Raw genomic sequence first — 26161 nt, 5'->3', positions numbered from 1 at the left:
GGGCATGGACTACTTCCTTCTGCACGGTGGCGCACGTGGTGGTGTGCAGGGCGATGCACAGGCGGCGGGCGTGCACCGCTGGCTGGCCGCTGCGATTCGCGAACTGGGTGTACTGGTGGCAGAGACCACCGGTCACGACGCGTTTCTGGAGCAGATCGGCTCGGTGAACCCCGAAGTGGTGTTCGTGCGCTTTGCGTCGTCCCCCACACTGATCGACGTGCCAGACCAGGATCAGAAGCTGGGCGAGGGCGCTGACGACATTGGCGAGGCGACGCAACTGGTCGGACAGCTCTCGCGCTTGTTTCCGGGGCTGCCGCTGGTGGCTGTCGGCTCGGCCACCGACGGCCGTGCCATGCTGGCTGCACTGCGCGCTGGCGTGAAGGATTTCGTTGACGTGGAAGGCGCTCCCGCCGAGGCCGTGCGCGTGGTGCGCCGCCTGCTGGCCGAGCGCGCCTCCACTGAGCCGACACGTCGTGGCCGCGTGCTGGCCGTGCTCGGCGCACGCCCCGGCGTGGGCGCCACAACGCTTGCCACCAATCTGGCCACGCTGGTGCGCCGCACATCGGCCAGTGATGTGATGCTGATGGACCTCGGCCAGCCGCTGCGTGACGGTGCGCTGTACTTGAACGTGCAAGCCAACTTCCATTTTGTGGAAGCCGTGCGCAACCTGCGCCGTTTTGACCAGGTGTTTGTACAGACGGCCCTGTCGCGCCATCCAAATGGACTGGCGGTGCTCCCGCTGCCGATCTCGTTGGCGGAAATGCGCGACATTTCGTTCTCCGAGGCACTCGGGCTGCTAAACCGCCTGCGTACGTTCTTTGATCTGCAGGTGGTTGACCTGGGCGGTTTCGGCAACATCGACTTCATTGCCCAACTGGTCAAAGCCGCCGACGACGTGATGCTGGTGACAGAGCAGAGTGTGGGTGCGATTGTCTCGGCAGCTGAGTTGATGCAGGAGCTCAAGAAACGCGAGATTGATCGCGATCACCTGCATCTGACCATCTCGAAGTTCGACACGCGTCTTTCACTGGACGCAGCACAGATTGCCGAACGACTAGAGATCCCCTCGGTACTGACTGTACCGAGCCGCCGTGAGGCACTGGTGATTGCCTCCAACCAAGGCGCAATGCTGGCGGAAACCCACCCGACCGACGTCTACGTGAAGGCGCTGGCCCACATTGCGCAGACACTGGGCTATGCGCAGCAGAGCGAGCGTGCTTCGGGCATGTCAGGTTGGGTGGCGGGTGCACGTGCGCGCTTGGGAGGGCGGCTCAGCAAAGGCCGGGCCGAGCGCCTCAAACGTAAATCGTCAGACCAGGACGAACTGGATCTGGGCACCACTGGACGGAACGCGACATGACACAACCCATCGAGTTTTCCAACCAGGCGGACGCAGGTAACGGCGCGTTTGCTGTCACGCAGGCCTTCCAGGACATCAAGGAAGCAGCGCACGAGCATTTGCTCACGCGCATTGAGGAGCTGGGTGCAGAGTTCGGGCGCTGGTCGCGTACGGCTATCCAGCGCTTTGTCGATCTGGAAGTTGAGGGCTTTACGCGCATGCGCCGCATTCCCGTCAACGAGACGGAGGTGCGGCAGATTGCCGAGGCGCTGACCAAGGAACTGGCGGGCTTCGGCCCGATTGAGGATCTGCTGGCCGACCCTGCGGTGGAAGACATTCTCGTCAACGGCCACCTGGATGTGTACGTGTCGCGCCACGGCGTGCTGGAGCGCATTCCGGTGCGTTTTGCCGACAACAACCACCTGCTGCGTATCGTGCGCCGCATCCTCGCGCCGATTGGCCGCCGGCTGGATGAATCCAACCCGATGGTGGATGCGCGCCTGCCGGACGGCGGCCGTATCAACGTGGTCATTCCGCCGTTGGCGCTGGAAGGGCCGGTGGTGTCGATCCGCAAGTTCCGCAAGGACCCGCTCAAGCCCGAAGACCTGCTAGGCCTGGGCACCATGAATGAAGAGATCGGCGCGCTGATCGAAGCCGCCGTGCGGGCACGCTGCAATATCCTGGTGAGCGGCGGCACGAGCTCGGGCAAGACCTCGCTGCTCAACGCCATGGCGTATCACATCCCGACCACCGAGCGCGTGATCACCATTGAAGACACGGCGGAGTTGTCGCTCAACCACCCGCACGTGGTACGGCTGGAAAGCCGGCCCGGTGGTTTTGAGGGCACTGGTGTGGTGACGATTCGCGAGCTTCTGCGCAACAGCCTGCGTATGCGCCCGGACCGCATCATCGTGGGTGAAGTGCGCGGTGGCGAAGTGCTGGAAATGCTGCAGGCCATGAGTACCGGCCACGATGGCTCGATGGGCACCATCCACGCCAGCAGCCCGCGTGAATGCCTGTATCGGCTGGAAATGCTGGCGGGCTTCGCCGGCTTCCAGGGAAGCGAGGTGAGCCTGCGTCGCCAGATCACCAATGCCATCGATTTCATCGTGCAGATCGGGCGCTTGTCCAACGGCAAGCGGCGCATCCTGTCGATTACGGAAGTCACGGGGCTGGGCGACAACATCATCTCTACGCAGGAGCTGTATCGCTACGAGCCTTATACCGGCCCGGACGGCGAAGAGGTTGATCGCTGGACGGCGCTCGGCCTGCAACCGCATTCCCCCAAGCTGGCACGCATGCGCAACAGCGGTGTGGAGGGCGGTGGCATGGACGGTGGGATGAGCGGATTCGGAAACGGAGGCCGCTTCCATGTCTAACGCGACGCTCTGGTTCGGCTGCCTGGCACTCCTGCTGATGGGCGCATCGCTCATGCTGTGGGCGGAGTCCGTGCGCCGACGTGAGCGCGAGGCATCGCGCAGTTTTGTGCGCGCGCAGACCGAGCAGATCAATGCACGCTATCTGCCTAATGCAGAGGCGGTGCCCGCCAGCGTGCCCGACTCCATCACTCGGGCCTGGAATGACGCGCTGCGCCGCGCCGACATCGAGCCGGGTCGGCGCTTCTACATGCTGTTGATTGTCCCGGCGCTGGTCATCGTACTAATTGCATGGGCCGTGTCGGGCCTGCTGTCTGCGGTGATGGCGCTTGGGCTGTACGTTCTTATTGCTGTCTTCCTCTTCTGGAACCGCACACAGAAGATGAATGAACGCCTGCTGCAGCAACTGCCGGGGTTCCTGGATGGCGTGGTGCGCCTGATGAGCATCGGCAGTGCGGTGCCGGCGGCATTCCAGGCTGCCAGTGGCAATACCGAGCAGCCATTGCGCTCATGCCTGATTGCCATTACGCAGATGCAGCGTGCTGGCAAGGATCTTGATGCGGCGGTATTGGCAGTGGGCAAGCAGTACCGCGTCAATGAATTGGTTCTGCTGTCGTCTGTGCTGCGTTTGTCACTGCGTTATGGCGGACGCGCAGACATTGTGATGGAGCGAACCGCGGCTTTCATGCGTGACCGCCAGCAGGCGCAGCGCGAACTGTTCGCATTGTCGGCTGAGACGCGCATGTCGGCATGGATCATCGGGCTGCTGCCGGTGGTGGTTGGGGGCCTGATCATCATGTCCAACGCCGGTTACATCATGTCGATGTGGCGTGATTCGTTCGGTAAGACGTTGATCCTGACGGCGTTTGGCATGGAAGTGCTTGGTGCGATCTTGCTCGCTAGGCTGGCGAAATCGGTTTAGGGAAGGGGACGACATGGACGATGCGCTCATTACCCTCAGCCTTACTGCCGCAGCCGCCGGCGTGCTGGTTTTCGGCGGATTGGCATTGCGAGCAACGCTTACCCGCCATCGCAGCGCGCGCAAGCTGGATACGGCTTTGTCCAATATGCGAGCGACGACGGCCCAACCAATCGCCGCTTCGGCAACGCCGGCGATGCCGCCAGTGGCCAAGGCGAGCCCCCACGGCGCGCGTGAGGCTCAGCAGATTCAGCAGCAGATTGCCAAGGTGGGCCAGCGCTGGATTGACACTGCCCTGGGGCGCCGAATCGTCACCGATGAAGACCGCAAGCTGCTGGAAGAGTGTGGCTACTACGGAGAGCACGCTCGCACCGTGTTCGGCGGTACGCGCATCGTTCTGCCTCCATTGCTGGCTGTTGTCGGTGTGCTGCATGCGTCTTCGATACTGTTTGGATTCATATGGGGTTTCGTCGGCTTTGCGCTGGGCTATCTGGGGCCAAAGTGGTTGCTCGGGCGCCGTAAGGAAAGCCGCCGTCGCTGCGTCGATGAGGAGTTGCCCGTGATGGTCGATATGCTGCGGCTCTTGCAAGGCGTAGGTTTGTCGATCGACCAGAGCCTGCAAGTGATTGCCAATGAGTTTCACAGCATGCTGCCTGTGCTGGCTGGGGAGTTCGGCCGGGCCAACCAGCAGTTTGCGTCGGGCCGTCCGCGCGAGCAGACACTGCTGCGTATTGCCCGGCTGTTCGACAACGAGGATCTGAAAGGCCTGATCACGCTGCTCACCCAGGTTGACCGTTTTGGCGGCGCCGTGCAGGAGCCGCTGCGGCAGTTCGGCGGTCGCCTGCAGGAGAATCGCCGCGCCCGCCTGAAAGAGCAGGTGGGCAAGCTGACCGTCAAGATGACCATGATCATGGTGATAACACTGCTGCCAGCGCTGCTGATCATCACCGCAGGGCCGGGCTTCATGAGCGTGATGCGCAGCCTGCAACAAACCGGGGGACATTGAGATGACACGAATCCCGAAGGCGGTCCACATACGGTTGGCTGGCTTCTCCATCCTGACGGTGCTGATGGCCGGTTGCGGCTCGATGGCCACCTCTGACATGAGCCTGCGTGCTGATGCCGACATTGAAATGGCACGTCAGCGCCAAAGCCAGGAGAAGGCAGAGATCACCAACCCGGCGACGTATCTGTCATTGATCCGCCGGATGCAGGAGCAGGGGCTGTATTACGCGTCGTTGGCGCATATCGATGCTTATCAGCAGCGCTATGGCCGCACGCCGGAGGTGATGCTCTTGCATGCCGATGCGTTGCGCGAGACCGATCAGCTTGCAGCGGCTGACGGCGAATACCGCGCGGTGGTGGGGGCGACCTCCGCCATGGGAGCGGGCACGCAGGGCGCATTGCTCAATGCCGGCGCCTGGCGCGGGTTGGGTATCACCGCAGGCCGCCAGGGCAACTTTGTTGAGGCTGCGCGCCGGCTGCAGGTGGCGGCCCAAGCCAACCCAACCGACCCCAACACCGCAAGCGACTACGGCTATGCCCTGATGCGCGCTGGCGAGGTCGAGCAAGCCCGCGTGCCCCTGATGCAGGCGCAACAGATGGCTGCCGGTAGCCCGAAGATTTCCGGAAACCTTGTGATCTGGCTGACCGTGAACGACCGCAAAGACGATGCCGCATCGCTGGCTTCCCATGCGCAATTGACACCGTCGGCGCGCAAAGCCATCGACGACGACGTGGTGCGTGTACGTAGCGCTTGGCGTGATCGCCGCATTGCTCGTGAGACTGCACCGGTGGCCCCGCGAACTGTGGCGGCAGCTTCGTCGACGGGGGCACCTACCGCGGCTGCCAATGCTGTTCGCACTTCGGTCGGCCCGTTGGCGCTACAGCGCGGCCGCCTGCTCGATACCTTGGAGGCGGCGCAATGATCGATCGCATTTTGATGGCTGCCGGTTTGACGGCATGGTTGGCGTGTGGCATGGCTGCCGCCCAGGGTTTCTCTGGGGCAGACGCGCAGAGTGCTGCATTAACGGCTCCCAAGGTCGGAACCAACGTCAATGACGCCACGCGCGCGTTACTTAAAGCCCAGCGCGATGGGGCATATGCGGGCGAATTGGTGCCGTTGCGAGGTGAGCAGGCTGCGCTGGCTTACCAGCGCTACCTCAATTCATTCAACCAGCCGATGCCAAGCCTGGCCGCGCAGAGCACAGGCACGCGTGCTTCTACCCAGAGCGCGGCACAGCCGTCGACGCGTTGAGCTGCAATCAGTCCCCGACGTGATGCGATCCACCACCCGCCTTCGTCGACCCGCCACTCCATTGCGCCGCATGCGCGGTGCCGTGAGCGTGATGACGGCCATTTTTGTCGCCACCGTTGGTTTGGCGGTGCTGGTGTCGATCGACATTGGCAATCTCTTCTATACGCAGCGCGCGCTGCAGCGTTCCGCTGATCTTGCGGCAATGGCAGCAGTGCAGCGGCTGGATTTGCCCAATGCAGCGCAGCAGTCGGTGGTGCAGAACGGTCTGACCGTCGACGGCACCAACGTCACGCTGACGGTCGTACCCGGGGTGTGGGATGCCAGCGCCGGTACAGCACCGACGTATTTCACCGCGCAAGCTGCCGTAGACGGCAACACCAATGCAGCGCAAGTGACGATCACCAAGAAGGTGCCGTACTTCTTCCTCGTCGGAAATAGGCAGTTGCAGGCCACCGCAATCGCAAAGAACACGTCCATCGTGTCGTTTTCACTCGGCTCTGGGCTGGCGTCCATCAACAACGGATTGCTGAACCAGTTGCTCGGGTATTTGCTGCACACCAACCTCAACCTCGACGCTGTCTCGTATCAGGGGCTCGCCACGACCAACATCCGCCTCGCGGATCTGGCCGTGGCGCTCGGCGCGGGGTCCATGCAGCAGTTGCTGGCGCTGTCGCCCAATCTGGGGACGTTCTTCAATGCGGTCATTTCCGTTGCGTCGCAATCCGGGCTGGCGGGTGTGTCAGTGGGCGGGGCAGGGGCCAGCAACACGCTGTCGTTTGGCAACGACTTGAATTTGCCAATCAACATTGGCGATGGCGGAGCGTCGTCTCCGGGGTTGCTCTCGGTGCTTGCCCTCGCTGGCAATGAGCAGGCCGCGCTCGATGCCACGGTCAATGTGCTGGACTTGCTGACGACCGCCGCACAAATTGCCAACAGTCAATCGGCGGTGAGCGTGGCGCCGGTCACGTTGAACCTTCTCAACCTGGGGGCGGTGACGCTGTCGCTGAAAATCATCGAGCCCCCGGTTATTGCTGTTGGGCCACCGGGGCAATTCCTTTCGGGGCCAAACGCGGGGCAGTGGAAGACGCAGGCGCGCACGGCCCAAGTGCGGTTGGGGTTGGACGTGAACGCCAATCTGCTCCTCGCAGGCCTTGATTTGCCGATTGGTCTACAGGTGGCTGGTGCACAGGCACACGCAAAATCGACCAGTTGTACAGTCCCTCGCAAGAATTCGACTGCCACCATCTCAGCCCAACCTCAGCCTGTGTCGTTATGCATCGCAGCGGGCGCGGCTACCGCAGTGAATGGCGCAATGAACTGCGCAGCAGCATCGCCTGCGCCTTTGGTGGACTTGGGCCTTTTGGGAGCAGTAACTATCAAAGCCAACGTATCGCCCACCGCCAATTCCAACTGGAGCGACGAAACCATTGCCGCATCCCAGATCGGATTGAATCCTCAAACGGATACGAGCGGTAACTCTCCACCGCGCGTTGCGACGCAATCTGTCTTCGGCTCAATCTTGAACAGCAATCTGAATCAACTTCAGTTGAACGCCACACTCCCGCTTGTGGGAACCATTCCGCTCGGTGCGGCGGGCGCGGCCATCCTTGCGCCGGTAGTGGCGTCGATCGGCCTGACGCTCGATACCGTTCTCACACCTCTGCTCGAACTACTCGGCATCCAACTCGGCTATGCCGACATCAAACTCCTCTCGCTCGACTGCGATTCCGTCGAGCTGGTTTTCTGACATGGAAGCGATGACATGAAAACCGATCGCTGGGCGTACGAAACGCTCGATATCTTTGTCTGGGAAGGGCGCTACGACATTGCCGATCGTGTGGCGCGCTTCATGGCGCCGTTTGGTGCGGAGGTGATCCGCGCAGGCGGTATCGACTTCCAGCCGGCTGAGCCACGCGCCAAGCCTAGCGTCGCCATCATCAGCGCGTCGGTGGTGGAAAGCGGCGGCTTTACCGTGCTGGATTGGCAAGCCGCGCAGGGCATGCCCGTGATCTGGGTGGCGGCGGACACGCAGCACGATTCGAGCCGCTTCCCGCCCGAATACACCTACGTGCTTGGGCCGGATTTTGGCGCCACCGAGCTGCGCGCGCAGATCAGCAAGGTCTTGCCGTCGATGTCGTCGGCGCAGGAACAGGCGCCCGACCAGAGCGATCTCGTCGCGGCATCGCCGGCCATGCACGGGCTGCTGGAGCAGGTCGACACTTTTGCCGACTGCGACAGCAACGTCATGCTCTACGGCGAGACTGGCGCCGGCAAGGAGCGCATCGCCCGCCTGCTGCACGACAAGAACCGTATGTACGGCAAAGGCCCATTCGTGGCGGTCAACTGCGGCGCCATTCCCGATGGGCTGTTCGAATCGCAGTTCTTTGGTCATGCCAAGGGCGCGTTCACCGGTGCCATGTATGCGCACCGCGGGTATTTCGAGCAGGCCAACGGCGGCACGCTGTTCCTCGATGAACTGGGCGACCTGCCGCTGTATCAGCAGGTGAAGCTGCTGCGTGTGCTGGAAGACAGCGAGTGCACGCGGCTGGGCTCGACCGTGCCCGTGAAGCTGGATTTCCGTCTGGTGGCGGCCACCAACAAGAACCTGCGCGAGATGGTCGCCAGAGGGCAGTTCCGGGCAGACCTGTACTTCCGTCTGGCTGTGATCGAGCTGCGGATCCCCAGCCTGGAGCAGCGCGGCCCAGACGACAAGGTGGCGCTGCTGCTGTCGTTTCTGCGGCATTTGCTGGGTGACAAGACCTACGAGAGCATGCCGCCGGTGCCGGAATGGGTGAGGGCGTCAGTCGGCCGCGCGTACTTTGCCGGCAATGTGCGTGAGCTGCGCAACCTGGCTGAACGTCTCGGTATCACCCTGCGCCAGTTCGGCCGCTGGGACGAGGCTCGCATCCTGCCCCTGTTTGCCGGCCTCCAGCGCGACGCATTCGAGCGCGAGACCAACGGCGGCAACGGTGGCAATGGCGGCAACGGCCATGATCGCAGTGGTGGCAACGGCAGTGGCGGCGATGAGGAACGCCGCCGCATCCTGGCCGCGCTGGATGCCAACAACTGGCGCCGCCAGGACACCGCCGCCACCTTGGGCATCAGCCGCAAGGTGTTGTGGGAGAAGATGCGCAAATACCAGATCGCTGACGGCGAAGCCGAGTTGCGTGAGATGGAGTGACGCCATACAACACCCTCCCACCCGACGGGACCCCCGGCACGCCACTCGGGCAGCGGATCGCGTATAGTTTTCGGCTGCAACACCTGCGCAGAATCCACAGGGTCGAGATGACAACAACAAAACAGTCAGGGAAAGCGTCGCAACAGGCGTTTCAGAGGGGATTGGCCATCGCGGCCGCGGTGGCAGTCATGGTGGGCGGTACCGCCTGCACATCTGCCGTGGCGCAGAGCCCGGCTGCAGCACCCACCGCCATCGCGCCGATTGCCGCAGCCGCGCCGGTGCCAGCACTGACCGCCACCGTTGGCCAGACCACCGCAACGGCTGCCACCAGCACGCCTGCAGCCAGCAACAGCACCGCCCGTGCCGAGAGCCCGGCCAGCAATGGAGCCGGCAACAGCACCGTGCTGGATCTGCAGCGCCGCATGCAGGCTCACGAGTTGTCGGAGCTGCGCACGACCTACAACGGCGCCTACGGCGCCAGCCTGCTGTTTGCCCAAAGCGACCTGACGTATTACGTGACGCTGTTCCAGCAGAAAGACCTCTGGCGCGTCATCAAGACCACCAACGAAGCCGCTGCAGAGCGCCTCTACAACGACTTCGCCAAGCAGACGCGCACGATGGCCGATCTGGAGCTGCAGCGCATTCGCCTCGAAGCCCAGAAGGAGCGCTCCGAGCGCCAAATTGCAGCGCAGGAAGAAAAGCTGCGCGGCCTGAAGACTGACCTGGACATCCAACGCCAGCAGCAGGCCCAGGCGCAGGAGCGCCAAAAGGTTGCCCGCTCCGAGGCCGACACGCTGGATGTGGAGCGCCGCGCCGCCCGCGCCCGCGTGGACGAACTGCAGCGCCAGATCCGCGCGCTGGAAGCGCAGGTCAACGCGCCGTTCAATTCATTGCAGCGCAATCGCTGATCACCACATCGCAGTACCCCAGATCGGGCGACCCACGGGTCGCCCGATGCGCTTTTAGGGGGCGGCATTCAAACACGGCAATGGCGTTTGATACTGCGCCGGGCGGCGCGTACATTGGCAGACAACCCATTTTCGCAGTCGACCGCGCATGCGTTCTGCCTCTGAGTTGCCCTCCAACGCCTCCTCCGCAGCGGCGGAGCCCATCCCGCAGCCCAAGGGCCTGCCGTGGCTGGGCAACCTGCTTCAACTACCCAAAGACCGCGTAGCCCAGACGTTTCTGGAGATCAGCCGGCAGTTTCCCCAAGGTCTGTACCAGCTCGACTTTGTCGGCCGCTGCGTCCCGTTCGTCTATTCCGCCGACTTGGTGGCCGAGCTGTGCGATGAAACCCGCTTTCGCAAGCTGATCGGCCCGCCACTGTCCTTCCTGCGTGCCGGGGCAGGCGACGGCCTCTTCACCGCACATCAGGACGAACCCAACTGGGGCAAGGCCCACCGCATCCTGCTGCCGGCCTTCAGCCAGCGCGCCATGAAGGGCTACTTTGACGTGATGCTCGAAGTGGCCAGCGCGCTGGCCGATAAATGGACGCGGCAAGGCCCCGACGCCGACATCTCCGTCGCCGACGACATGACGCGGCTCACGCTCGACACCATCTCGCTGGCCGGCTTCGGATACCGCTTTGACTCGTTCAAGACGCCCGCGCTGCATCCATTCCTGGAAGCCATGGCGGGCGTGCTGTCCGAGGCGATGGGCAAGCTCACGCGCTTGCCGTTCAAAGACCGGTTCATGCATGAGCACCATCGCCGCTTCGAGCGGGATGTGGCCGCCATGCATCAACTGGTGGACGAGGTGATCCGCAAGCGCCGCCACGCGCAGGATGGCGGCACGGGGGCAAGCGACCTGCTGGGGTTGATGCTGAATGCGCGCGATCCGGTGACGGATCTGCCGCTGGACGACACCAACATCCGCTTCCAGGTCATCACCTTCCTGATTGCCGGGCATGAGACCACGAGCGGGCTGCTGACGTTCGCGCTGTACATGCTGCTGCGCCACCCGGCCGTGCTGGCGCAGGCGTATGCCGAGGTTGATCGCATACTCCCGGGCGACACCGTGCCGCAGTACGCGCACCTGGCGCAGCTCGACGTGATTGAGCGCGTGCTGAAGGAAACGCTGCGCCTGTGGCCGACCGCACCGAGCTTTGGCGTGGCGCCGTACGAAGACACGCGCATCGGTGGGCGCTATGCCATCCGCAAGGATCAGCGTGTGGTGACGCTACTGATGGCGCTGCACCGCGACCCCGCCGTATGGGATCGCCCCGAAGTGTTCGACATCGATCGCTTCCTGCCCGAGAACGAAGCCCGCATCCACCCGCATGCCTACAAGCCCTTCGGCAACGGCGAGCGCGCGTGCATCGGCCGCCAGTTCGCGCTGACCGAAGCCAAGCTGGCGCTGGCCGTGATTCTGCAGCGTTTTGCGCTGTCCGATCCGCACGACTATGCGTTCCACATTAAGGAAACGCTGACACTCAAACCGGACGGTTTTCGCCTGCGTGCGCGGCTGCGCAACGCGCGGGAGCGGCTGCTGGTTTCGGTGCCGTCGCAGGCCGACTTGACGGTGGATGCCGATACACAAACCACGCTGGCCGGCGGTGGGGAGCCGATGCATGTGCTGTACGGCGGCAGCCTCGGTACCTGCCAGGACATTGCCGAGCAGATTGCCGCCACCGCATCGCGCGCCGGCTTTGCTGCCAAGGTGGCGCCGCTGGATGCCATTGCCGATGCGTTGCCGCAGCAAGGCACGCTCGTCGTCGTGGCGGCGACTTACAACGGCCGTGCGCCGGACAGTGCCCGCACGCTGGAAGGGCGCCTCGATTCTGCCGATGCGCTGGTCCGGCTTGCGCCCGGCTTGCGCTATGCGGTGCTGGGTTGCGGTAACTCGCAGTGGCCGGCGTTCCAGGCGTTTCCCAAGCGGGTGGACGCCATGCTGGCCGCCGCGGGTGCACAGGCCGTCGTGCCGCGCGGTGAGGCCGACGGCAATGGCGGTTTCGATACGGCCGTCGATGCCTGGACGCGCAGTCTGTGGGCGGCCCTTGGCGCGCGGCAGGTGCAGGCCGACGCTGCCGCTGTCAGCGTGCAATACCTCGCGCCGGATGCCGTACGTGCCACCGTATTGCCGGCTGCCGCACGCAGCATGACGGTGCTCGCCAATGAGGAACTCGTCTGCGATCCCACCGGCCTGTGGGATTTCACCCGTGAGGCGCCGCGTGGCCCGACGCGTCATCTGACCGTGCGGCTGCCCCAAGGCGTGACCTATGCCACCGGCGATCACCTCGCCGTCTATCCGCGCAATGCCGATGATCGTGTTGAGGCGGCCATCGCCCGGCTCGGCCTGGAAGGCGAGGCGCTCGTCACGCTGACGGCGCAGCACGCCCATGTGCGGCACTTGCCGCTCAACCAGCCAGTGACCGTGCGCCAACTGCTGCGCGACTTTGTCGAGCTGCAGGACACGGCCACCGCGCGTGACATCACCGCATTGCATGCGATAACGCGCTGCCCGTTCACGCGCAGCCAGCTTGCCGTGTGGATCGACGGGGAGGCGGCAGCACAGCGTTTCGATCAGGACATCCAGGCTGCACACGTGAGCGTGCTGGATCTGCTGATCCGCTTTCCGGCCATCGAGCTGACGCTGGAGGGCTTTCTCGCGCGTCTTGGGGCGATGCGCCCGCGCTTCTATTCGATTGCCTCATCGGCGCGCGTCTCGCCGGATGTGGCAGCGCTGACGGTGGGCACGGTGTCGGGGCCGGCATGGTCGGGCGTCGGCACGTATCGCGGTACAGCGTCGAACTACCTGACGCAGTTGCCGGCCGGCGCGGAGATCGCTGCCACCGTACGAACCCCCAATCCGCCATTCGCGCCCGATGTGGATGCCAGCAAGCCGATGGTGCTGATCTGCGCCGGCACGGGCATCGCGCCGTTCCGGGGTTTTCTGGAGGAGCGAGCCGCACAGCAGGCGGCAGGTGAGGCCGTTGCGACATCGCTGCTGTGTTTTGGCTGCCGGCATCCCGAGCACGATTTCCTCTACCGCGATGCCCTACGCGCCTGGGAAGACGCTGGCGTGGTGCAGGTCTTGCCCGCGTACTCATGCGTAGACAGCCACCCGCATCGCTTCGTGCAGCACGCCCTATGGGATCCGCGCGAGGCAGTCTGGGCCGCATTCGACGCTGGCGCCACGTTGTACGTTTGCGGTGACGGCCGCGCCATGGCACCGGCCGTGCGCGACACGCTCATCCGTATGCATCAGGCGCGCTACGGGAGTGATCTGGCCACCGCATCGGACTGGCTGACCGAGCAGATGCAGTCCGGACGCTACCGCCAGGACGTATTCAACTGAGGTCGCAGAGGGCGCTTGCGCATCGCTGCACCGCCGCACCGTCCGGGCCGCCGGACAGAGGCGGGCACGCCGCATGTTACGATTTGCGTTTGAAGCACCGCGTTTTTTGAGCTTGGCGACGCACTGTCTGACGCGTCCGGCGCGGCGCTTCTGCGAGGAGAAATGACAATGTGGCGCCGAATCAAAGCGTCCTGGATGGCGATCCTGGTAATCACCCTGTTGGGTCTTGGGTACTTGTGGATGTACCGGTTTGAACCGCTGCTCTCCGGCGAGGCCGGCAGCGATGTGTTCGTGTGGGACCGCTGGACCCACCGCGTCTGCGCGCTGACTGAGAGCGGTGCAGCCACCGAATGGCGCTGCGACAACGCCATGGAAACCGATGGCGGCAATAACAACAACTCCGACGTTTCCACCCGCCTGCGCATGCGTGACGCTGTGCAGCGCATCAAGCTGTAACTCCCTGCGCCTGCCGTTCGTTGCGGGCGCGGTTCCTTCCGCTTCAACCCACGCTTGGCTCTGCCGCATCCACCAGTTCCGGTGCCGACACGGCCGGCAGCTTGCGCACCTGTGCGGCCTCCATGCGGCCGTGGCGATGAAACGGCCCCAGGCTTTGCGGTTGCCCTGATTCCAACGCACGCTCGATGGCGGCCAGGATGCGCACGTCGGCCAAGCCTTCCTCGCCGTTCGGTTCCGGCTCCAGGTCGTTCAGGATGCAGTCGGAGAAGTACTGCAGTTCGCCGCCAAACTGGTTGGTGGCATCGAATGCGCGTTCCTGCGTCTGGCCGGTGAGCGTGAGGCGGTGCCGCAAGCCCGATCCAAACGTAAAACCCGGTGAGACTTCCAGGTCGCCTTTGGTGCCGAGAATGCGGTATTGGTCCACCCACGTTGCGCTGTAGCTGACGGTGAATTGCGCGACGCGATGGTCGGCAAAGCGCAGCGTCACGGCCACCGTGTCGTCAAAGTTGAAGGTCAGGTCCGGATCACGCACACCGACGGCGGCCACTTCCACGGGTTCTTCACCAAACAGATTGCGGACAGCGTTAATCGGGTACACGCCCATGTCGGATACCGGCCCCGCCCAGTAACCGTGGCGGGCGCGGTGATTGGACGGCGCAACCGACTGGCTGAACACCGCCGAGAACGCACGGATGCGCCCCAGCGTGCCTGCACGCACCAGTTCGATGGCGGCCAGCGTGGCCGGCTCGAAATGCAGCCGGTACGCGATCATCAGCTTGGCGTTGCCTAGGCGGGCTGCTTCGATCATGGCTTCGCAGTCGGCCTCGCTGGTGGCCATGGGTTTTTCCAGCAGGACATGGATGCCGCGCTGCAGCGCGGGCAGCGCGTACTGCCGGTGCATGTCGTTGGGCAGGGCGAGATAGATGGCGTCGATCTCTCCGCCGGTCAGCAGGTGCTCATAGTCGGCATAGTCGCAGACGTGCTCGATGCCATAGCGCCTGGCCAATGCGTTGGCCTTGGTGGCGTCGCCTGTGACCAGTGCGGTGACAACGGAGTTGCCGCTATGCGCCACGCCCGGCAGGAAGGCGGCCTGGGAGATCCAACCGGCCCCCACCACGGCATAGCGTACTGGCCGTTGCGTGGTGCGGGCGGATGTGGCCTGCTGAGCAGGTTCGGCCTCGTGAAAAGCGGTAGACATGACAACTCCTTTGCAATCGTTGCGCACGGATGTGACGCGGGATGGTGCGATGCGTCATTCCGTGCCGGCTCCGCAATGAAGCAGCAAAGGAGATGCCCACGGACGCCCGAGGGCGCCACACAGGGCTTGGCGGCAGGTCAGGCGTGTTCGGTGCGGCTGTCGGCAGGAGCCTGTTCGCGCTCGTTCAGGCCGTAGTCGCGCACGACGTGGGCGATGCGCAGGCGGTAGTCGGCAAACGCGCTCTCGCGGCCGACGTGCTGCGCGCTGCGGTGTTGCTCCAGATTGCGCCAGGCCTTGATGGCCTCTTCATCGCGAAAGAACGACAGCGAGAGCAACTTGTCGGGGTTGGTGAGGCTCTGGAAACGCTCGACCGAGATGAAGCCGTCGATCTGCTCAAGTAAGGGCTTCAGGCGCGCGGCGATGTTGAGGTAGGTATCGCGCTGGCCCGGGGCGGGTACGACTTCAAAGATGACGGCGATCATGGTGGGGCTCCTGTGGAGAATCGAATCGTTGCGTTGTCGAAACGTCAGATCAGGCTTGGAAGACGGGGATGCGTGCGTTGGGAGATGGCCGGTACGTGATCTCGCCCAGGTTGGCGAGCCATCGCGCAATGCCGGGCAGACGCAATAGATGTTGTACGGTTTCGCGTGCAATCACCACCGCCAGGGTTTCCGCCGGGCAACGGTGTGCGCCGCCGCCGAAGGTCCAGAGGCGCGGCTGGGCGCGATCCACGTCAAAGCGCAATGGATTGGGGTTGGCTGCGGCATCCACGTTGGCTGCGGCCAGCAGTACGAGGATGCGATCACCTGCGCGCATCGGTTGTCCAAGCAATTCAGTGTCCTGTGCGACAAAGCGGCGGGTGTTCTGCACCGGTGCGTCCAGGCGCAGGACTTCTCGCACGAAGGGTTCAATCGCCTCCGGTGCGGCATGCAGGCGTTCGACCAACTCCGGATGCCGGGCCAGCGTGACGATGCTGTTGCCGAGCAGCCCGGCGCACGCATCATAGGTTTGCGCGAGCAGGGCGGCAAGGTTGCTGATGTCGGCATCGTCGTCGCTGGTGGCGAACGGCGAGTCGGCAAAGCGCTGCTGCAGGCGGCCGACGGCAGCGTCTGCACGTTCGACCACCGATGCATCGGCATGGGGGCCGAGCGCTGCCAGGTAGGCGGTGATGTCGTTCTGGCAGGCGTGTGTGTCGGCCTGATCGGCCAGCAGCGTTTGCGCGATGGTGGCCAGCGGCACGCGGAAATGAGCGTCGGTGCTCAGCACGGCGTCCAGGGCGGTTGCGTCGGGCAGGGCGGCATGCGCTTGTTGATGCGCGCGGTTGGCGAGCGCGGCCACATCCAATCGGCCCAGCGCAGCCATCACCGTGGCTTTGCGCGCAGCGTGGTCCGGCCCGTCGATTTGCCGGACGAGGCGGCCGAAGAACGTGCCCGTTGGCGAGGCGGCTACCGCTTTGGGGACGGGCTCCTCTGCGGGGCGGACACGGCAGGCGGAGCTGCACAGTACGGCCTCCACCGCATCGGCGCTGGCGGCTACCCACCAGCCGAGCGCGGCATCGAAAAAGAACGGGCGTGTGGCGGCAAGCTCGGCGTAGTACGGCGTGGGGTCGGCATGCACGATGGCCTGCAGTGGATCGGCGGGCGGGGCGGAGGTGATGTTCATGGCGGCGGTCGGCCTGATAGAGGGGGCGGGAGTAAGATGGCCCCTATTGTCTGGATTGGCCCCGCGCCTGTCACGCACCAACAGTTTGGTCTGCATCGAACCATGACCGCATCTTCCCCAGCGACACAACCTGATATCGGCCGGGTGGCCGCCACCATTGGCGATCCGACGCGCATCCGCATGCTGCTGCTGTTGATGGAGGGCCGCTCGCTCACCGCCAAGGAGCTGGCCTACGGTGCTGGCGTGGAGCCCGCCACCGCCAGCGCACACCTGCGCAGGCTGGAGGCGGATGCGCTGATCACGTCGCTGGCCAGCGGGCGCTACAAGTATTTCGGGCTGCGCTCGCCGGCGGTGGCGGAGATGATCGAATCGCTGATGGTGGTCGCGCCGGAAAAACCCGCAGACCCACGCCGTTCGACCGTGCCTGAAAACCTGCGCGCGGCACGGCTGTGCTACGACCATCTGGCCGGGCAGCTCGGCACGGAGGTATCAGAGAAGCTGCTGGCACGCGGCTGGCTCGAACAGCTTGATGCAACGCATGCCGCCTACGACGTTACGTCCGAAGGCGAGCGTGCTTTTGCTGCCATCGGTGTCGACGTGGTGACCTTGCGCAGCGGGCGCCGCCGCTTTGCTTACGGCTGCATGGATTGGAGCGAGCGCCGCCCACATCTGGCGGGTGCGCTCGGTGCGGCTGTGGCGGAGCGTTGCATTGCGTTGGGTTGGCTGGCGCGGCAGAAGCATTCGCGCGCGTTGCAGATGACCGAGCTCGGGCAGCGCGAATTGCACGCGTGGCTGCGCACAGCGTAGGCGCCTGCCTTCGTCAGTTGGCGCCGCGCACTGCGCTCACGTAGTCGCGCTGGAACACGCACATCCGCAAGGCGTTGTGATACGCGCCGTTGCTGAAGAACTCTTCGATCAGTTCACCTTCACGCTGAAAGCCGCATTTCTCGTACACGTGAATGGCACGTTCGTTTTCCACATCGACGACCAGATACAGCTTGTGCAGATTCAGCACCATGAAGGCGTAGTCGACCGCCAGCCGTGTCGCAGTTGATGCATAGCCGTGACCCTGCCAGCCGGGCGCGATGATGATCTGGAACTCGCCACGGCGGTGGATGTAGTTGAGCTCCATCAGCTCGACCAGGCCAACGGCTTCACCGGCATCGTTCTCGCAGATGAAGCGGCGCTCGCGCTGGTCGTGCACGTGGCGGTCGTAGAGCTGCGAAAGCTCGGTGAAGGTCTCGTACGGTTCTTCGAACCAGTAGCGCATGATCTTCGCGTCGTTGTTCAGCTCGTGCACGAAGCGCAGGTCATTGCGCTCCAGCGGGCGCAGGGAAAGGTCGCGGGCTTTTTCAATCACCATGATGTTGTCCTTGTTGTGTTGAGGGCGCTCGACATCGCGTCGATGTTCCTCCCTTGTCAGCAAGGACGTGTCGATACGGATGTGTGTTTGCGCTGCGGTTGCGCGCGCTTGCGCCGATCCAGATACAGCCACCACCCCGTTATCGCAAAGACCGGCAGCATCAACGCGCCGATCAACACCAGCACAATGCCGACGGGCCCGAAGTAGCGCCCATTGTGTAGCGGCAGCATGCCGGCCAGCAGGCGTTGCATCGGTGGCTTGTCAGTGAAGGATTCCTGGCGGACAACCGCGCCAGTGGCTGCGTCGAGCGTCAGGCGGTTGAAGGCGCGGTCGTGCGGTGCGTTGAGCGGCAACCAGTTGATGTCAACCTTGCCGGTGCGCGCATCGTCGATGCGCAGGGTGGCACTCGTATAGTTCGACGCGTTGGCGAGGAAAGCGTTCCAGGTGCGCTCCAATGCCGCACCGTCGAGCGGTTTGCGTGGGCCCGAGGCCTCCATTGGCTTGGTCTTGGCGGCAACCGACATGCCGGCCATGTGCTGCAGGCCTTCGCGATACCAGTCATAGGCCCAGTTCAGTCCGCTGAATGCCGCCAACAGATAGAGCGGCAGCACCAGCGTCCCGATGACGGTATGCACATCCCACCAACGGATGCGCCCGCTGCGGCTCCAGCGGATGACGAGCCAGCTTCGCCAGTTCGTCACGCGGCGCGGCCAGCGCAAGTACAACCCTGACAACGCCATCACCACCAGTGCAATCGTGCTGGCACCGACGATCTGTTTGCCGACCTCGTCTGCCAGCAATGTACGGTGCAGCAGTTTGACGGTGGCGAAGAAGCGTTGCCCACGCGCCTCGGGCAGCAGGGTGCCCGTGGCCGGGTCGAAGTAGCGCAACTCGCCGCGGCTGCTGCCGCCGTGTTTGCCCGGCGGCCACGCGTACCAGATGCGCCACGGCTCGGTGGGCGCCGAGGCTGCGGTGATGAACGTGACGGGGCGCTCTGGGATGGCGGCCCGCGCCTGTGCGGCCACCTGCGGCAGCGTGGGCGCCGGGCCGGTGCGTGCTGGCAGGCTGAGCACGCCGGGGTTGAGCCAGCGCAGCAGCTCTTCGTCATACGCCATCAGCGCGCCGCTGATGCCGACGACGGCCAGCACCACGCTGGCCGACAACCCGATCAGCCAGTGCAGGCGGAAGAGCACCCGTCGCAGCATCGCGTGTTTGCCTATTCCACGCTTACATCTTGTACCGCACGCCCAGCAGCGCCATGCGTGGAGCACCCGGCATGTTGTAGTTCTCGGCGCCGCCGTGGGCCGAGACGTAGTACGCGCGGTTGAACAGGTTCTGCAGGTTCAGCGTCACGTCGACGTTCTTGCTGCGATAGCCCGCACCCAGATCGACCGTCATATAGCCGGGCAACGTCGTCACGTTGTACTGCGATGCATAGCGCGAGGCCTCTGCACGCACACCACCGGCCACATAGAAGCCATTGGGCAGATCATGCTTGAGCCACAGCGAACCGCTATGCCGCGGCGTGAGCGACGGCTGGTTGCCGTTGACGGCCACGCCGGCGCTCTTGTCGAGCGGGTTGGTCAGCACGCCGTTCAGATAGGCATAGCTGGCGATAAGGGACCACGTCTTCACCACCTCGCCCGTGAACGACAGCTCCAGCCCGCGCGTGCGCTGCGTGCCGATGGGCACTGCCAGCAGTGTGGCCGGGTCTACGCCGGTCAGGTTGGTCTGCTTCATGTCGAACAGTGCGGCGGTCAGGCTGGCGTTGGCCGACACATCGTATTTGGCGCCGATCTCGTAGTTGGTCGTGGATTGCGGCGCCAGTGCACTGCTGTTCGGGTACACGCTGAAGCTGTCCGCCACCGGCTGGAACGAGCGGCTATAAGACGCGTAGAGCGAGAGCGGCTCCACCGGGTGATACACCACCCCCAGGCGCGGGCTGACCGGTGTGTCGGTGCGCGCGTAGTTCTGGTTCTTGGGCGTAAGGTCTGTGCGGCTCTGCTTGAGCGCTTCATAGCGCAGGCCGGCCAACACTGTCCATTGCGGCGAGAACTTGATCAGATCCTGCACATACGCGGCGTACGTCTCGTTGTGCGAGAGGCCGTAGTTGGTGGGCGTGGCGTTGGCCGGCACCGTGGGCAGCAGCGGCAGCACCGGGTTGAACAGGTTGACGTTGAAGTTGCCCGGGGTGGATGCCACGCGGTCGCTCTTGTCCTGATAGCCCAGTTCGATGCCGTACAGCAGCGTGTGCTGGATGCCCCAGGTCTCGGCCTTCTGCGTCAGCTCGTTTTGCCACACGGTGCCGCGATCGCTGCGGTTGCGCTGGTTGACGTTGAGCGTGACGGTCGGGATCGGGCTGTCGTTCACGCTCTTCACGGTCGTGTAGTTGTTGCGCCCCAGCGAGTACTCGTAGTTGCGCACCACGCTGTGGAATGACCACTGATCGTTGAAGCGGTGGTCCAGCGTGCCGGTCACACTCTTGACGGTGGTGTCGATGTTGCCCGCGCCCGCATCGGCCGAGCCGTAGCGCGTGCCGATGGGCACATCCACGGGGCGGCCGTGGTACGACGGTACACCCTGGTCGGCAATGCGCTTGTCGTGCAGGTAGTCGAACTGCACCGTCAGCTTGGTGTCGGGTGACAGGTTGAACAGGAACGACGGCGAGATCGCCTGACGGCGCAGGAAGTAGTCGTTGCGGAAACCGCCCGAGTCTTCCACCGCGCCGGTAATGCGCGCGCGGATGGCGTCGTCGTTGATGGAGATGTTCAGGTCGAACTCGGCGCGCTTCTGGCGCTCGGTGCCCACCAGCACGCCAATCTCGGCCAGCGGCGTGGCCAGCGGTTTCTTGGTGACGCGGTTGATGATGCCGCCCGACGAGCCGCGCCCATACAGCACGGCGGCAGGGCCCTTCAAGACTTCAATGCGGTCGATGTTCGACAGATCGCGGAAGTACAGCGAGTCATCGCGCAGGCCGTCGACGTACTGATCGTTGATCGACGAGAAACCGCGAATGGTCACCTGATCGCGCTGTGCATCGCCCAGCGAGGCCGATACACCCGGCACATTGCGCAGGGTGTCGTTGAGCGACAGCGCGCCTTGGTCCTGGATGACCGCGCGCGGCACCACGTTGACCGACTGCGGAATCTCGCGCAGCGGCACGGGAATCTTCGTGGCCGTGTTGGCGACGGGCGTGTCGTAGCTCGTGTTGCTGCGCGTGCTCTTGGTGGTGGTGGTCGGCAGCGTGCCGGCATCGGCGGCCGCAATCGTGTCGGCAGCAGTTGCCGCGTGCATCAGCGGCAGGGTTCCAAGGACGGCCAAGGACAGGCACAGGCCATCTCGTCGAAAATTCGGCGGCATTGCAGTTCCCGTAAAGTAAAAAGCCCCGGTATGGGGAAGGGCGCCGTCTTCTGCGACGCCTTCACTTTGTGAAGGCGAAGATAATAATGAGAACAATTCCCATTCACAAGAGAGTTAAGTCATGCTTTTGACGAGGGGTAACGTTTGCAGGTACAAAATGCAGCAACTTTTCACGAGTCGATTGCAAATTGGCGGCACCAAGTTGCGTGCACGGCGTCTGACTCAGCTGCTTTTCGCCTTTTCTTGATATGTCGTCTTCACCACATCCATCGACTCCCCTGCGTGTTGCCCTGGTGGGCTATGGTTATGCGGGCAAGCTGTTCCACGCGGCGCTGATCGACGCCACACCCGGCCTGCGCCTGCACGTGATCGGCTCGAACCGCCCGGACGCGGTGCTCGCGGATCGGCCTGACGCTGTGGTTTGCGCGCCCGAAGCGGCGGCGGTGCACCCGGATGTCGACCTCGTCGTCATTGCCGCCCCCAACGACCGCCATGCGCCGTTGGCCGAAGTGGCGTTGCGTGCCGGCAAGCACGTTGTGGTGGACAAGCCCTTTACCGTCACACTGGCCGAGGCGCGGCATCTGGCCCACGTGGCGCGGCAGACCGGGCGTTTGCTGTCGGTTTTCCAGAACCGGCGTTGGGACAGCGATTTCCTGGCCGTGCAGGCTGTGCTCGCCAGCGGTGCCGTGGGCGAGGCGATGCACCTGGAGGCGCATTTCGACCGCTACCGCCCGCAGGTGCGTGCGCGCTGGCGCGAACAGGCCGGGCAGGGCACCGGCATCTGGTTTGATCTCGGCCCGCATCTGATTGACCAGGCGTTGCTGTTGCTTGGCCTGCCTGACGCGGTGAGTGCCTCGTTTGCCCGGCAACGCCCCGGCGCGGAGACTGCCGATTGGGCACACGTGGTTCTCCACCACGGCGAGCGCCGCGCCATCCTGCACGCCAGCATGCTGGTGGCCGGCGGCGCACCGCGCTGGATCTTGCACGGCACGCGCGGCTCGTTCATCAAACGCCGCATGGATCAGCAGGAGGCGCAACTGCTGGCCGGCATGACGCCCGGCCAGCAAGGCTGGGGCGTGGATGACGATGCAGGCATCCTCATCGACGGCGCAACGTCATCGGCAAGCGATGTCGCCACACCGGCCGGCGATCAGCGCGCGTACTACGCCGCCGTGCGCGATGCCATCCTCGGACAACGCCCCAATCCAGTTCCTCCGGTGCAGGCATTGGCGGTGATGGCGGTGCTCGAAGCCGCCATCGCAGCGGCCGAGACGGGCACAGCGGTTGTGCCGGACCTGACCGATACCGAGCGTGCCGATTGGCTTGCCGTGCGGGAGTCCACCTCGTGAACGGCGTCGTCATTCTCTTGTTGGTGGCGGGCGGCTTGCTCGCCGTGGTGGCGTTGGTGCAGATGCTGGCGTCGCGGTTGACGCTGCCCGAATCGACGTTGCTGGCGTTGGCGGGTATCGGCATCGGCGGTGCGTATGTGGGCTTGCAGAACACGGCGCCCGCATTTGCGACGACCTTCTTTGCGCCGCTCATTGATCCAAGCTGGCCGGCCGAGGCTTATCTGTGGCTGTTCCTGCCGCCGCTGCTGTTTCAGGCGGCGTTGTCGGTGGATGTGCGCAGCATGGCGCCGGATGCCGCGCCCATCCTCATGCTCGCCATCGTGGCGGTGGTCGTGGCCACGGGCGTCATCGGTTTGGCAGCGGCGGCCGTCACGCCGTTTGGCATCGTCACGTGCCTGCTGCTGGGGGCAATGATTGCCACCACCGACCCGTCCGCCGTGATTGCCGTGTTTCGCGATGTGGGCGCACCGGCGCGGCTGATCCGGCTGGTGGAAGGCGAGGCGTTGCTCAACGACGCAGCGGCCATTGCCATCATGGGCGTGCTGTTGGCCATGCTCACGGGCCACGGCACCGATGCGACGGTCAGCGGTGGCCTGCGCGAACTGGCGAAGGCATTCGGCGGCGGCGTGCTCTTTGGGCTGATTGCAGGGCGCATCGCCGCATTCCTGCTGCCGGCACTGCGCGGCATTGCGCAGGCAGAGGCCGCATGGACGCTCGCGTTGCCGTATCCGCTGTACCTCGTGGCGGAGAACGTGCTCGATGTATCGGGTGTGGTCTCGGTGGTGTGTGCGGGGCTGGTGATCGGCGCGCTGGGGCGCACGCGCTTGACGCCACGCAACTGGTCGCACCTGCAGCTGATCTGGGAGCAGATTGCGGCGCTGGCGGGGGCGGTGGTCTTCCTGTTGGCTGCGGTACGTGTGCCGGAGTTGCTGCACGGCGTGGTGTGGAAAGACGCGCTGTGGCTGGCGGTGATCGTGGTGGCTGCATTGGCCGCACGTTTGGCGGTGCTGTTTGGCCTGCTGCCTGTGCTGGCGTGGTTCAAGCTGTCCGCACCGGTCAGCCATGCCTACAAGCTGGCGATTGCATGGGGTGGCCTGCGCGGTGCCGTCACCTTGGTGCTGGCCTTGGGCGTGGCCGAGAACCACGCCGTACACGCGGCCGACCGGCATTTCGTCACCATTCTCGCCACGGGTTTCGTGCTGGTGAGCGTGCTCTTCAACGGTGCGACGCTGCGCTGGGTCATGCGCCAGCTCGGGCTCGATCAGCTCTCGCCGCAGGAGCAGGCGCTGCAGCGGCAGGCACTGAACATGTCGACGGAAGAAGTGGAGGCGATCATGCGCCGCATTGGCGGGCACTTCCACTTTGCGGCGGGAGCGGCGGACCAGGCGGCGGCTGCGTATCGGCTGGAAGTGGCAGCCGGCGCTGCAGAGCTGAACCTGGACGATGCCTTGTCCGAGCGCGACCAACTCACCATCGGCCTGGTGTCATTGGCCACGCGTGAGCGCGAGTTGATTCCCGAATACGGCAACGGCCTGATCTCCATCCGCAACCTCGACGCGATGATGCGCAACACCGCCGACATGATCGACGCAGCACGTGCCGAAGGCCGCGTTGGCTACAAGCGTGCATCGCGCCGGATTCTTGCCAAGAGCTTCGGCTTTCGTGCTGCGATTTGGCTCCACCGCTTGATGCATATCGATCGGCCGCTCGCCAACGCGTTGGCCGACCGCTATGAACTGCTGGTCTGCCGCCAGACCGTGCTGGAACGCCTGCGTGCTTACAACCGTCTGTCATTGCAGCCCGTGCTGGGCGAGCGCATGGCCGATCTGCTCGACGGTGTGCTGATCGCGCGGATCGAAGCTGCAGAAGAGGGCCTGGCCGAACTGCGCGAGAAGTTTGGCGACTACAGCGCCGCGCTTGAAAAGCGCCTGTTGCTGCTGTTCGCGCTACACATCGGCCAAAACAAGATCGACACCATGCTGGCCGAAACGGTGATCTCAAAAGAGGTCTACAAGCAGATCAGCGGCGTGATCCGCCGGGCGTGGTCGGCCGCGCTGCCGCGGCCGCCGTTGGGGGTGTCGTTGCGGACGCTGCGCGCGCAGCAGGCAGATGCGTCGCAGCCGCCCGGGTAACGCGCCTTAAAGCCGCTTGCTGCGCCGCTCGGCGTGCGGGTGGCGGTGGATGTCGTGCGTGACAAAGCCGGACTCATCATCCGGCATCGCCAGCCACTCGGGGTGCGAAAGCGATTCGCGGATGTCCGTCAGACCCGATCCCCAGTGGTCACGCATGGTGGACGGCCCGAACTGGATGTCCTTACCCGGCCCTTCGTGTTCCTTGGCCGCGTAGATCAGGTGGATCACGTTGTAGCGCTTGGAGCAGGCGAGCTCCTGCGCATGCTTGTACCACTGCGTGCGCTCGAATTCCTTCTCCGGCAGATGCTCCAGCAGCTTGCGCACCAGCCGGCGCGTCGATTGCGAACGCTCCATCCAGTCGGTGATGAGCCGGGTGCGGCTGGAGTACTGCAGATCTTTCTGGCGGCTGGCGACACCGATCATGGTGTTGGGCACCGGGCCCAGCGCGCTCCACAGGTCCACCTGGAACACCAGCGTGTCACGGCGCGGCTGGGCGCCCAGCACGTACGACAGCGGCGTATTGGAAACGACACCGCCGTCCCAGTAGTAATCGCCGTCGATCAGCACGGGTGGGAAGCCCGGAGGCAGCGCGCCTGAGGCCATGAAGTGTTCGGCGCGCAGGCGGCGCTCGGTGTTGTCGAAGGCTTCCAGGTTGCCGGTGCGCACGTTCACCGCGCCCACCGATACGCGGATGCCACCGTCGTTGATGCGATCGAAATCGCACAGGCGTTCAAGCGTGGCTTTCAGCGGCGTCGTGTCGTAGTAGCTGGCGTCGAGCGGGTCCATTTCATTGGCCGGCAGCGGCGCGGGAAAGCGCGGCGTGAAGAAGCCACGCTGACCCTCGACGAGGGTGTTGGCCGCCTGCATGGCGGTCAGCCACTTGCGCATATGAACATGGCCGTCAAACCAGGCGTTCTCCAGGATGTCCGGCAGCGGTGGCGAGAAGCTCGGCTGCGTGATGATCTGCCAGAACTCGCGCAGCTTTGCCAACCGATGCTCAGGCGCGTTGCCCGCGATGATGGCCGTGTTCAGCGCCCCGATGGAGATGCCCGCTATCCAGTTCGGCATGATGCCGGCCGCGTCCAGCCCCTCGAACACGCCGGCCTGGTAGGAGCCGAGCGCGCCGCCGCCCTGCAGCACCAGCGCGATGTTTTCGTAAGGCGGCAGCGCGATGCGCGACGGCGAGCTGCCGGCGGCTTCTGCCACTGCGTCAGGACTGTTGGACTTGGCGCGGCTGGCCGCCACGCGTAGCTTGGGTGCGGGCATGTCTTCT

At 64.5% G+C, this 26161-nt stretch carries 21 protein-coding genes; 14 read left to right on the top strand and 7 right to left on the bottom strand.

All coding sequences use genetic code 11. From position 1 onward, the window contains the following. The first annotated feature begins 4 nt into the window (after positions 1-4). From C404_RS31125 to C404_RS31075, 11 genes are all read left to right on the top strand, one after another. The gene (locus C404_RS31125) at positions 5-1360 is read left to right on the top strand and encodes an AAA family ATPase (protein ID WP_021192578.1); all 1356 of its coding nucleotides are present in this window, start codon (positions 5-7) and stop codon (positions 1358-1360) included. After that, positions 1357-2718, top strand: coding sequence for a CpaF family protein (locus tag C404_RS31120; protein WP_021192577.1), 1362 nt, complete (start codon positions 1357-1359; stop codon positions 2716-2718). Before C404_RS31125 ends, C404_RS31120 begins: the two co-directional genes overlap by 4 nt. After that, positions 2711-3637 (top strand): type II secretion system F family protein, encoded by a 927-nt coding sequence (locus tag C404_RS31115; protein ID WP_021192576.1) that lies wholly within the window; start codon positions 2711-2713, stop codon positions 3635-3637. Before C404_RS31120 ends, C404_RS31115 begins: the two co-directional genes overlap by 8 nt. Before the next feature lie 13 nt (positions 3638-3650). After that, entirely contained in the window at positions 3651-4640 is a 990-nt protein-coding gene (locus tag C404_RS31110; protein ID WP_021192575.1) for a type II secretion system F family protein, read from the top strand. A 1-nt stretch (position 4641) separates the two neighbouring features. Then, positions 4642-5562 carry a tetratricopeptide repeat protein gene (locus C404_RS31105; RefSeq protein ID WP_031328640.1) on the top strand — a complete coding sequence of 307 codons (921 nt, stop codon included), beginning with the start codon at positions 4642-4644 and terminating at the stop codon, positions 5560-5562. After that, on the top strand, positions 5559-5891 hold the full coding sequence (locus C404_RS31100) for a DUF3613 domain-containing protein (RefSeq protein ID WP_021192573.1): 333 nt from the start codon (positions 5559-5561) through the stop codon (positions 5889-5891). Before C404_RS31105 ends, C404_RS31100 begins: the two co-directional genes overlap by 4 nt. Before the next feature lie 22 nt (positions 5892-5913). Next, on the top strand, positions 5914-7638 hold the full coding sequence (locus C404_RS31095; RefSeq protein ID WP_235180602.1) for a TadG family pilus assembly protein: 1725 nt from the start codon (positions 5914-5916) through the stop codon (positions 7636-7638). Between the two features lie 15 nt (positions 7639-7653). Continuing rightward, positions 7654-9072, top strand: a complete 1419-nt coding sequence (locus C404_RS31090) for a sigma-54-dependent Fis family transcriptional regulator (RefSeq protein WP_021192571.1) — start codon at positions 7654-7656, stop codon at positions 9070-9072. Between the two features lie 107 nt (positions 9073-9179). Continuing rightward, positions 9180-9980 (top strand): DUF2968 domain-containing protein, encoded by an 801-nt coding sequence (locus C404_RS31085; RefSeq protein WP_031328638.1) that lies wholly within the window; start codon positions 9180-9182, stop codon positions 9978-9980. A 148-nt stretch (positions 9981-10128) separates the two neighbouring features. Then, a complete protein-coding gene (locus C404_RS31080) occupies positions 10129-13368 on the top strand; it encodes a bifunctional cytochrome P450/NADPH--P450 reductase (protein ID WP_021192569.1) in 3240 nt (1079 codons plus the stop codon). 168 nt (positions 13369-13536) lie between these two features. Beyond that, on the top strand, positions 13537-13824 hold the full coding sequence (locus C404_RS31075) for a hypothetical protein (protein ID WP_021192568.1): 288 nt from the start codon (positions 13537-13539) through the stop codon (positions 13822-13824). Positions 13825-13867: 43 nt separating this feature from the next. Here the strand turns inward: C404_RS31075 and C404_RS31070 are convergent, their stop codons facing one another. From C404_RS31070 to C404_RS31060, 3 genes are all read right to left on the bottom strand, one after another. Next, positions 13868-15022, bottom strand: coding sequence for a Gfo/Idh/MocA family protein (locus tag C404_RS31070; protein WP_021192567.1), 1155 nt, complete (start codon positions 15020-15022; stop codon positions 13868-13870). 137 nt (positions 15023-15159) lie between these two features. Then, a complete protein-coding gene (locus C404_RS31065; protein ID WP_021192566.1) occupies positions 15160-15504 on the bottom strand; it encodes an antibiotic biosynthesis monooxygenase family protein in 345 nt (114 codons plus the stop codon). 49 nt (positions 15505-15553) lie between these two features. Continuing rightward, positions 15554-16684 (bottom strand): cytochrome P450, encoded by a 1131-nt coding sequence (locus C404_RS31060; RefSeq protein WP_021192565.1) that lies wholly within the window; start codon positions 16682-16684, stop codon positions 15554-15556. 102 nt (positions 16685-16786) lie between these two features. Between C404_RS31060 and C404_RS31055 the strand changes: the two genes are divergently transcribed. Continuing rightward, positions 16787-17491, top strand: coding sequence for an ArsR/SmtB family transcription factor (locus C404_RS31055; RefSeq protein ID WP_031328636.1), 705 nt, complete (start codon positions 16787-16789; stop codon positions 17489-17491). Between the two features lie 13 nt (positions 17492-17504). On the opposite strand, the gene speG is transcribed toward C404_RS31055, so the two are convergent. From speG to C404_RS31040, 3 genes are read right to left on the bottom strand one after another with little or no spacing between them, the layout of a single operon-like run. After that, entirely contained in the window at positions 17505-18047 is a 543-nt protein-coding gene (gene speG, locus C404_RS31050) for a spermidine N1-acetyltransferase (RefSeq protein ID WP_021192563.1), read from the bottom strand. A gap of 56 nt (positions 18048-18103) precedes the next feature. Next, the gene (locus C404_RS31045) at positions 18104-19252 is read right to left on the bottom strand and encodes a PepSY-associated TM helix domain-containing protein (RefSeq protein ID WP_021192562.1); all 1149 of its coding nucleotides are present in this window, start codon (positions 19250-19252) and stop codon (positions 18104-18106) included. 22 nt (positions 19253-19274) lie between these two features. Next, on the bottom strand, positions 19275-21407 hold the full coding sequence (locus C404_RS31040) for a TonB-dependent receptor (protein WP_031328635.1): 2133 nt from the start codon (positions 21405-21407) through the stop codon (positions 19275-19277). A 248-nt stretch (positions 21408-21655) separates the two neighbouring features. Here C404_RS31040 and C404_RS31035 point away from each other — a divergent pair, with 248 nt between their 5' ends. Further along, the gene (locus tag C404_RS31035; protein WP_031328634.1) at positions 21656-22756 is read left to right on the top strand and encodes an oxidoreductase; all 1101 of its coding nucleotides are present in this window, start codon (positions 21656-21658) and stop codon (positions 22754-22756) included. Further along, complete coding sequence (locus C404_RS31030) at positions 22753-24888, top strand: cation:proton antiporter (RefSeq protein WP_021192559.1); 2136 nt, start codon at positions 22753-22755, stop codon at positions 24886-24888. Before C404_RS31035 ends, C404_RS31030 begins: the two co-directional genes overlap by 4 nt. A 6-nt stretch (positions 24889-24894) precedes the next feature. Here the strand turns inward: C404_RS31030 and C404_RS31025 are convergent, their stop codons facing one another. After that, on the bottom strand, positions 24895-26154 hold the full coding sequence (locus C404_RS31025; RefSeq protein WP_021192558.1) for a DUF3734 domain-containing protein: 1260 nt from the start codon (positions 26152-26154) through the stop codon (positions 24895-24897). Positions 26155-26161: the final 7 nt, after the last annotated feature.

The organism is Ralstonia sp. AU12-08, from assembly GCF_000442475.1.
GTDB lineage: Bacteria > Pseudomonadota > Gammaproteobacteria > Burkholderiales > Burkholderiaceae > Ralstonia > Ralstonia insidiosa.
Note: the sequence above shows the minus strand (reverse complement) of the source record. Positions and strands in the feature narration are given on the sequence as shown.

What these genes read in the sequence shown, in the direction of transcription:
- C404_RS31070 (WP_021192567.1), bottom strand. Translation starts at nt 15,022, where the DNA reads ATGTCTACCGCTTTTCACGAGGCCGAACCTGCTCAGCAGGCCACATCC.
- C404_RS31125 (WP_021192578.1), top strand. Translation starts at nt 5, where the DNA reads ATGGACTACTTCCTTCTGCACGGTGGCGCACGTGGTGGTGTGCAGGGC.
- C404_RS31040 (WP_031328635.1), bottom strand. Translation starts at nt 21,407, where the DNA reads ATGCCGCCGAATTTTCGACGAGATGGCCTGTGCCTGTCCTTGGCCGTC.
- C404_RS31100 (WP_021192573.1), top strand. Translation starts at nt 5,559, where the DNA reads ATGATCGATCGCATTTTGATGGCTGCCGGTTTGACGGCATGGTTGGCG.
- speG (WP_021192563.1), bottom strand. Translation starts at nt 18,047, where the DNA reads ATGGTGATTGAAAAAGCCCGCGACCTTTCCCTGCGCCCGCTGGAGCGC.
- C404_RS31085 (WP_031328638.1), top strand. Translation starts at nt 9,180, where the DNA reads ATGACAACAACAAAACAGTCAGGGAAAGCGTCGCAACAGGCGTTTCAG.
- C404_RS31090 (WP_021192571.1), top strand. Translation starts at nt 7,654, where the DNA reads ATGAAAACCGATCGCTGGGCGTACGAAACGCTCGATATCTTTGTCTGG.
- C404_RS31095 (WP_235180602.1), top strand. Translation starts at nt 5,914, where the DNA reads ATGCGATCCACCACCCGCCTTCGTCGACCCGCCACTCCATTGCGCCGC.
- C404_RS31110 (WP_021192575.1), top strand. Translation starts at nt 3,651, where the DNA reads ATGGACGATGCGCTCATTACCCTCAGCCTTACTGCCGCAGCCGCCGGC.
- C404_RS31025 (WP_021192558.1), bottom strand. Translation starts at nt 26,154, where the DNA reads ATGCCCGCACCCAAGCTACGCGTGGCGGCCAGCCGCGCCAAGTCCAAC.
- C404_RS31080 (WP_021192569.1), top strand. Translation starts at nt 10,129, where the DNA reads ATGCGTTCTGCCTCTGAGTTGCCCTCCAACGCCTCCTCCGCAGCGGCG.
- C404_RS31045 (WP_021192562.1), bottom strand. Translation starts at nt 19,252, where the DNA reads ATGCTGCGACGGGTGCTCTTCCGCCTGCACTGGCTGATCGGGTTGTCG.
- C404_RS31075 (WP_021192568.1), top strand. Translation starts at nt 13,537, where the DNA reads ATGTGGCGCCGAATCAAAGCGTCCTGGATGGCGATCCTGGTAATCACC.
- C404_RS31060 (WP_021192565.1), bottom strand. Translation starts at nt 16,684, where the DNA reads ATGAACATCACCTCCGCCCCGCCCGCCGATCCACTGCAGGCCATCGTG.
- C404_RS31105 (WP_031328640.1), top strand. Translation starts at nt 4,642, where the DNA reads ATGACACGAATCCCGAAGGCGGTCCACATACGGTTGGCTGGCTTCTCC.
- C404_RS31035 (WP_031328634.1), top strand. Translation starts at nt 21,656, where the DNA reads ATGTCGTCTTCACCACATCCATCGACTCCCCTGCGTGTTGCCCTGGTG.
- C404_RS31065 (WP_021192566.1), bottom strand. Translation starts at nt 15,504, where the DNA reads ATGATCGCCGTCATCTTTGAAGTCGTACCCGCCCCGGGCCAGCGCGAT.
- C404_RS31055 (WP_031328636.1), top strand. Translation starts at nt 16,787, where the DNA reads ATGACCGCATCTTCCCCAGCGACACAACCTGATATCGGCCGGGTGGCC.
- C404_RS31120 (WP_021192577.1), top strand. Translation starts at nt 1,357, where the DNA reads ATGACACAACCCATCGAGTTTTCCAACCAGGCGGACGCAGGTAACGGC.
- C404_RS31115 (WP_021192576.1), top strand. Translation starts at nt 2,711, where the DNA reads ATGTCTAACGCGACGCTCTGGTTCGGCTGCCTGGCACTCCTGCTGATG.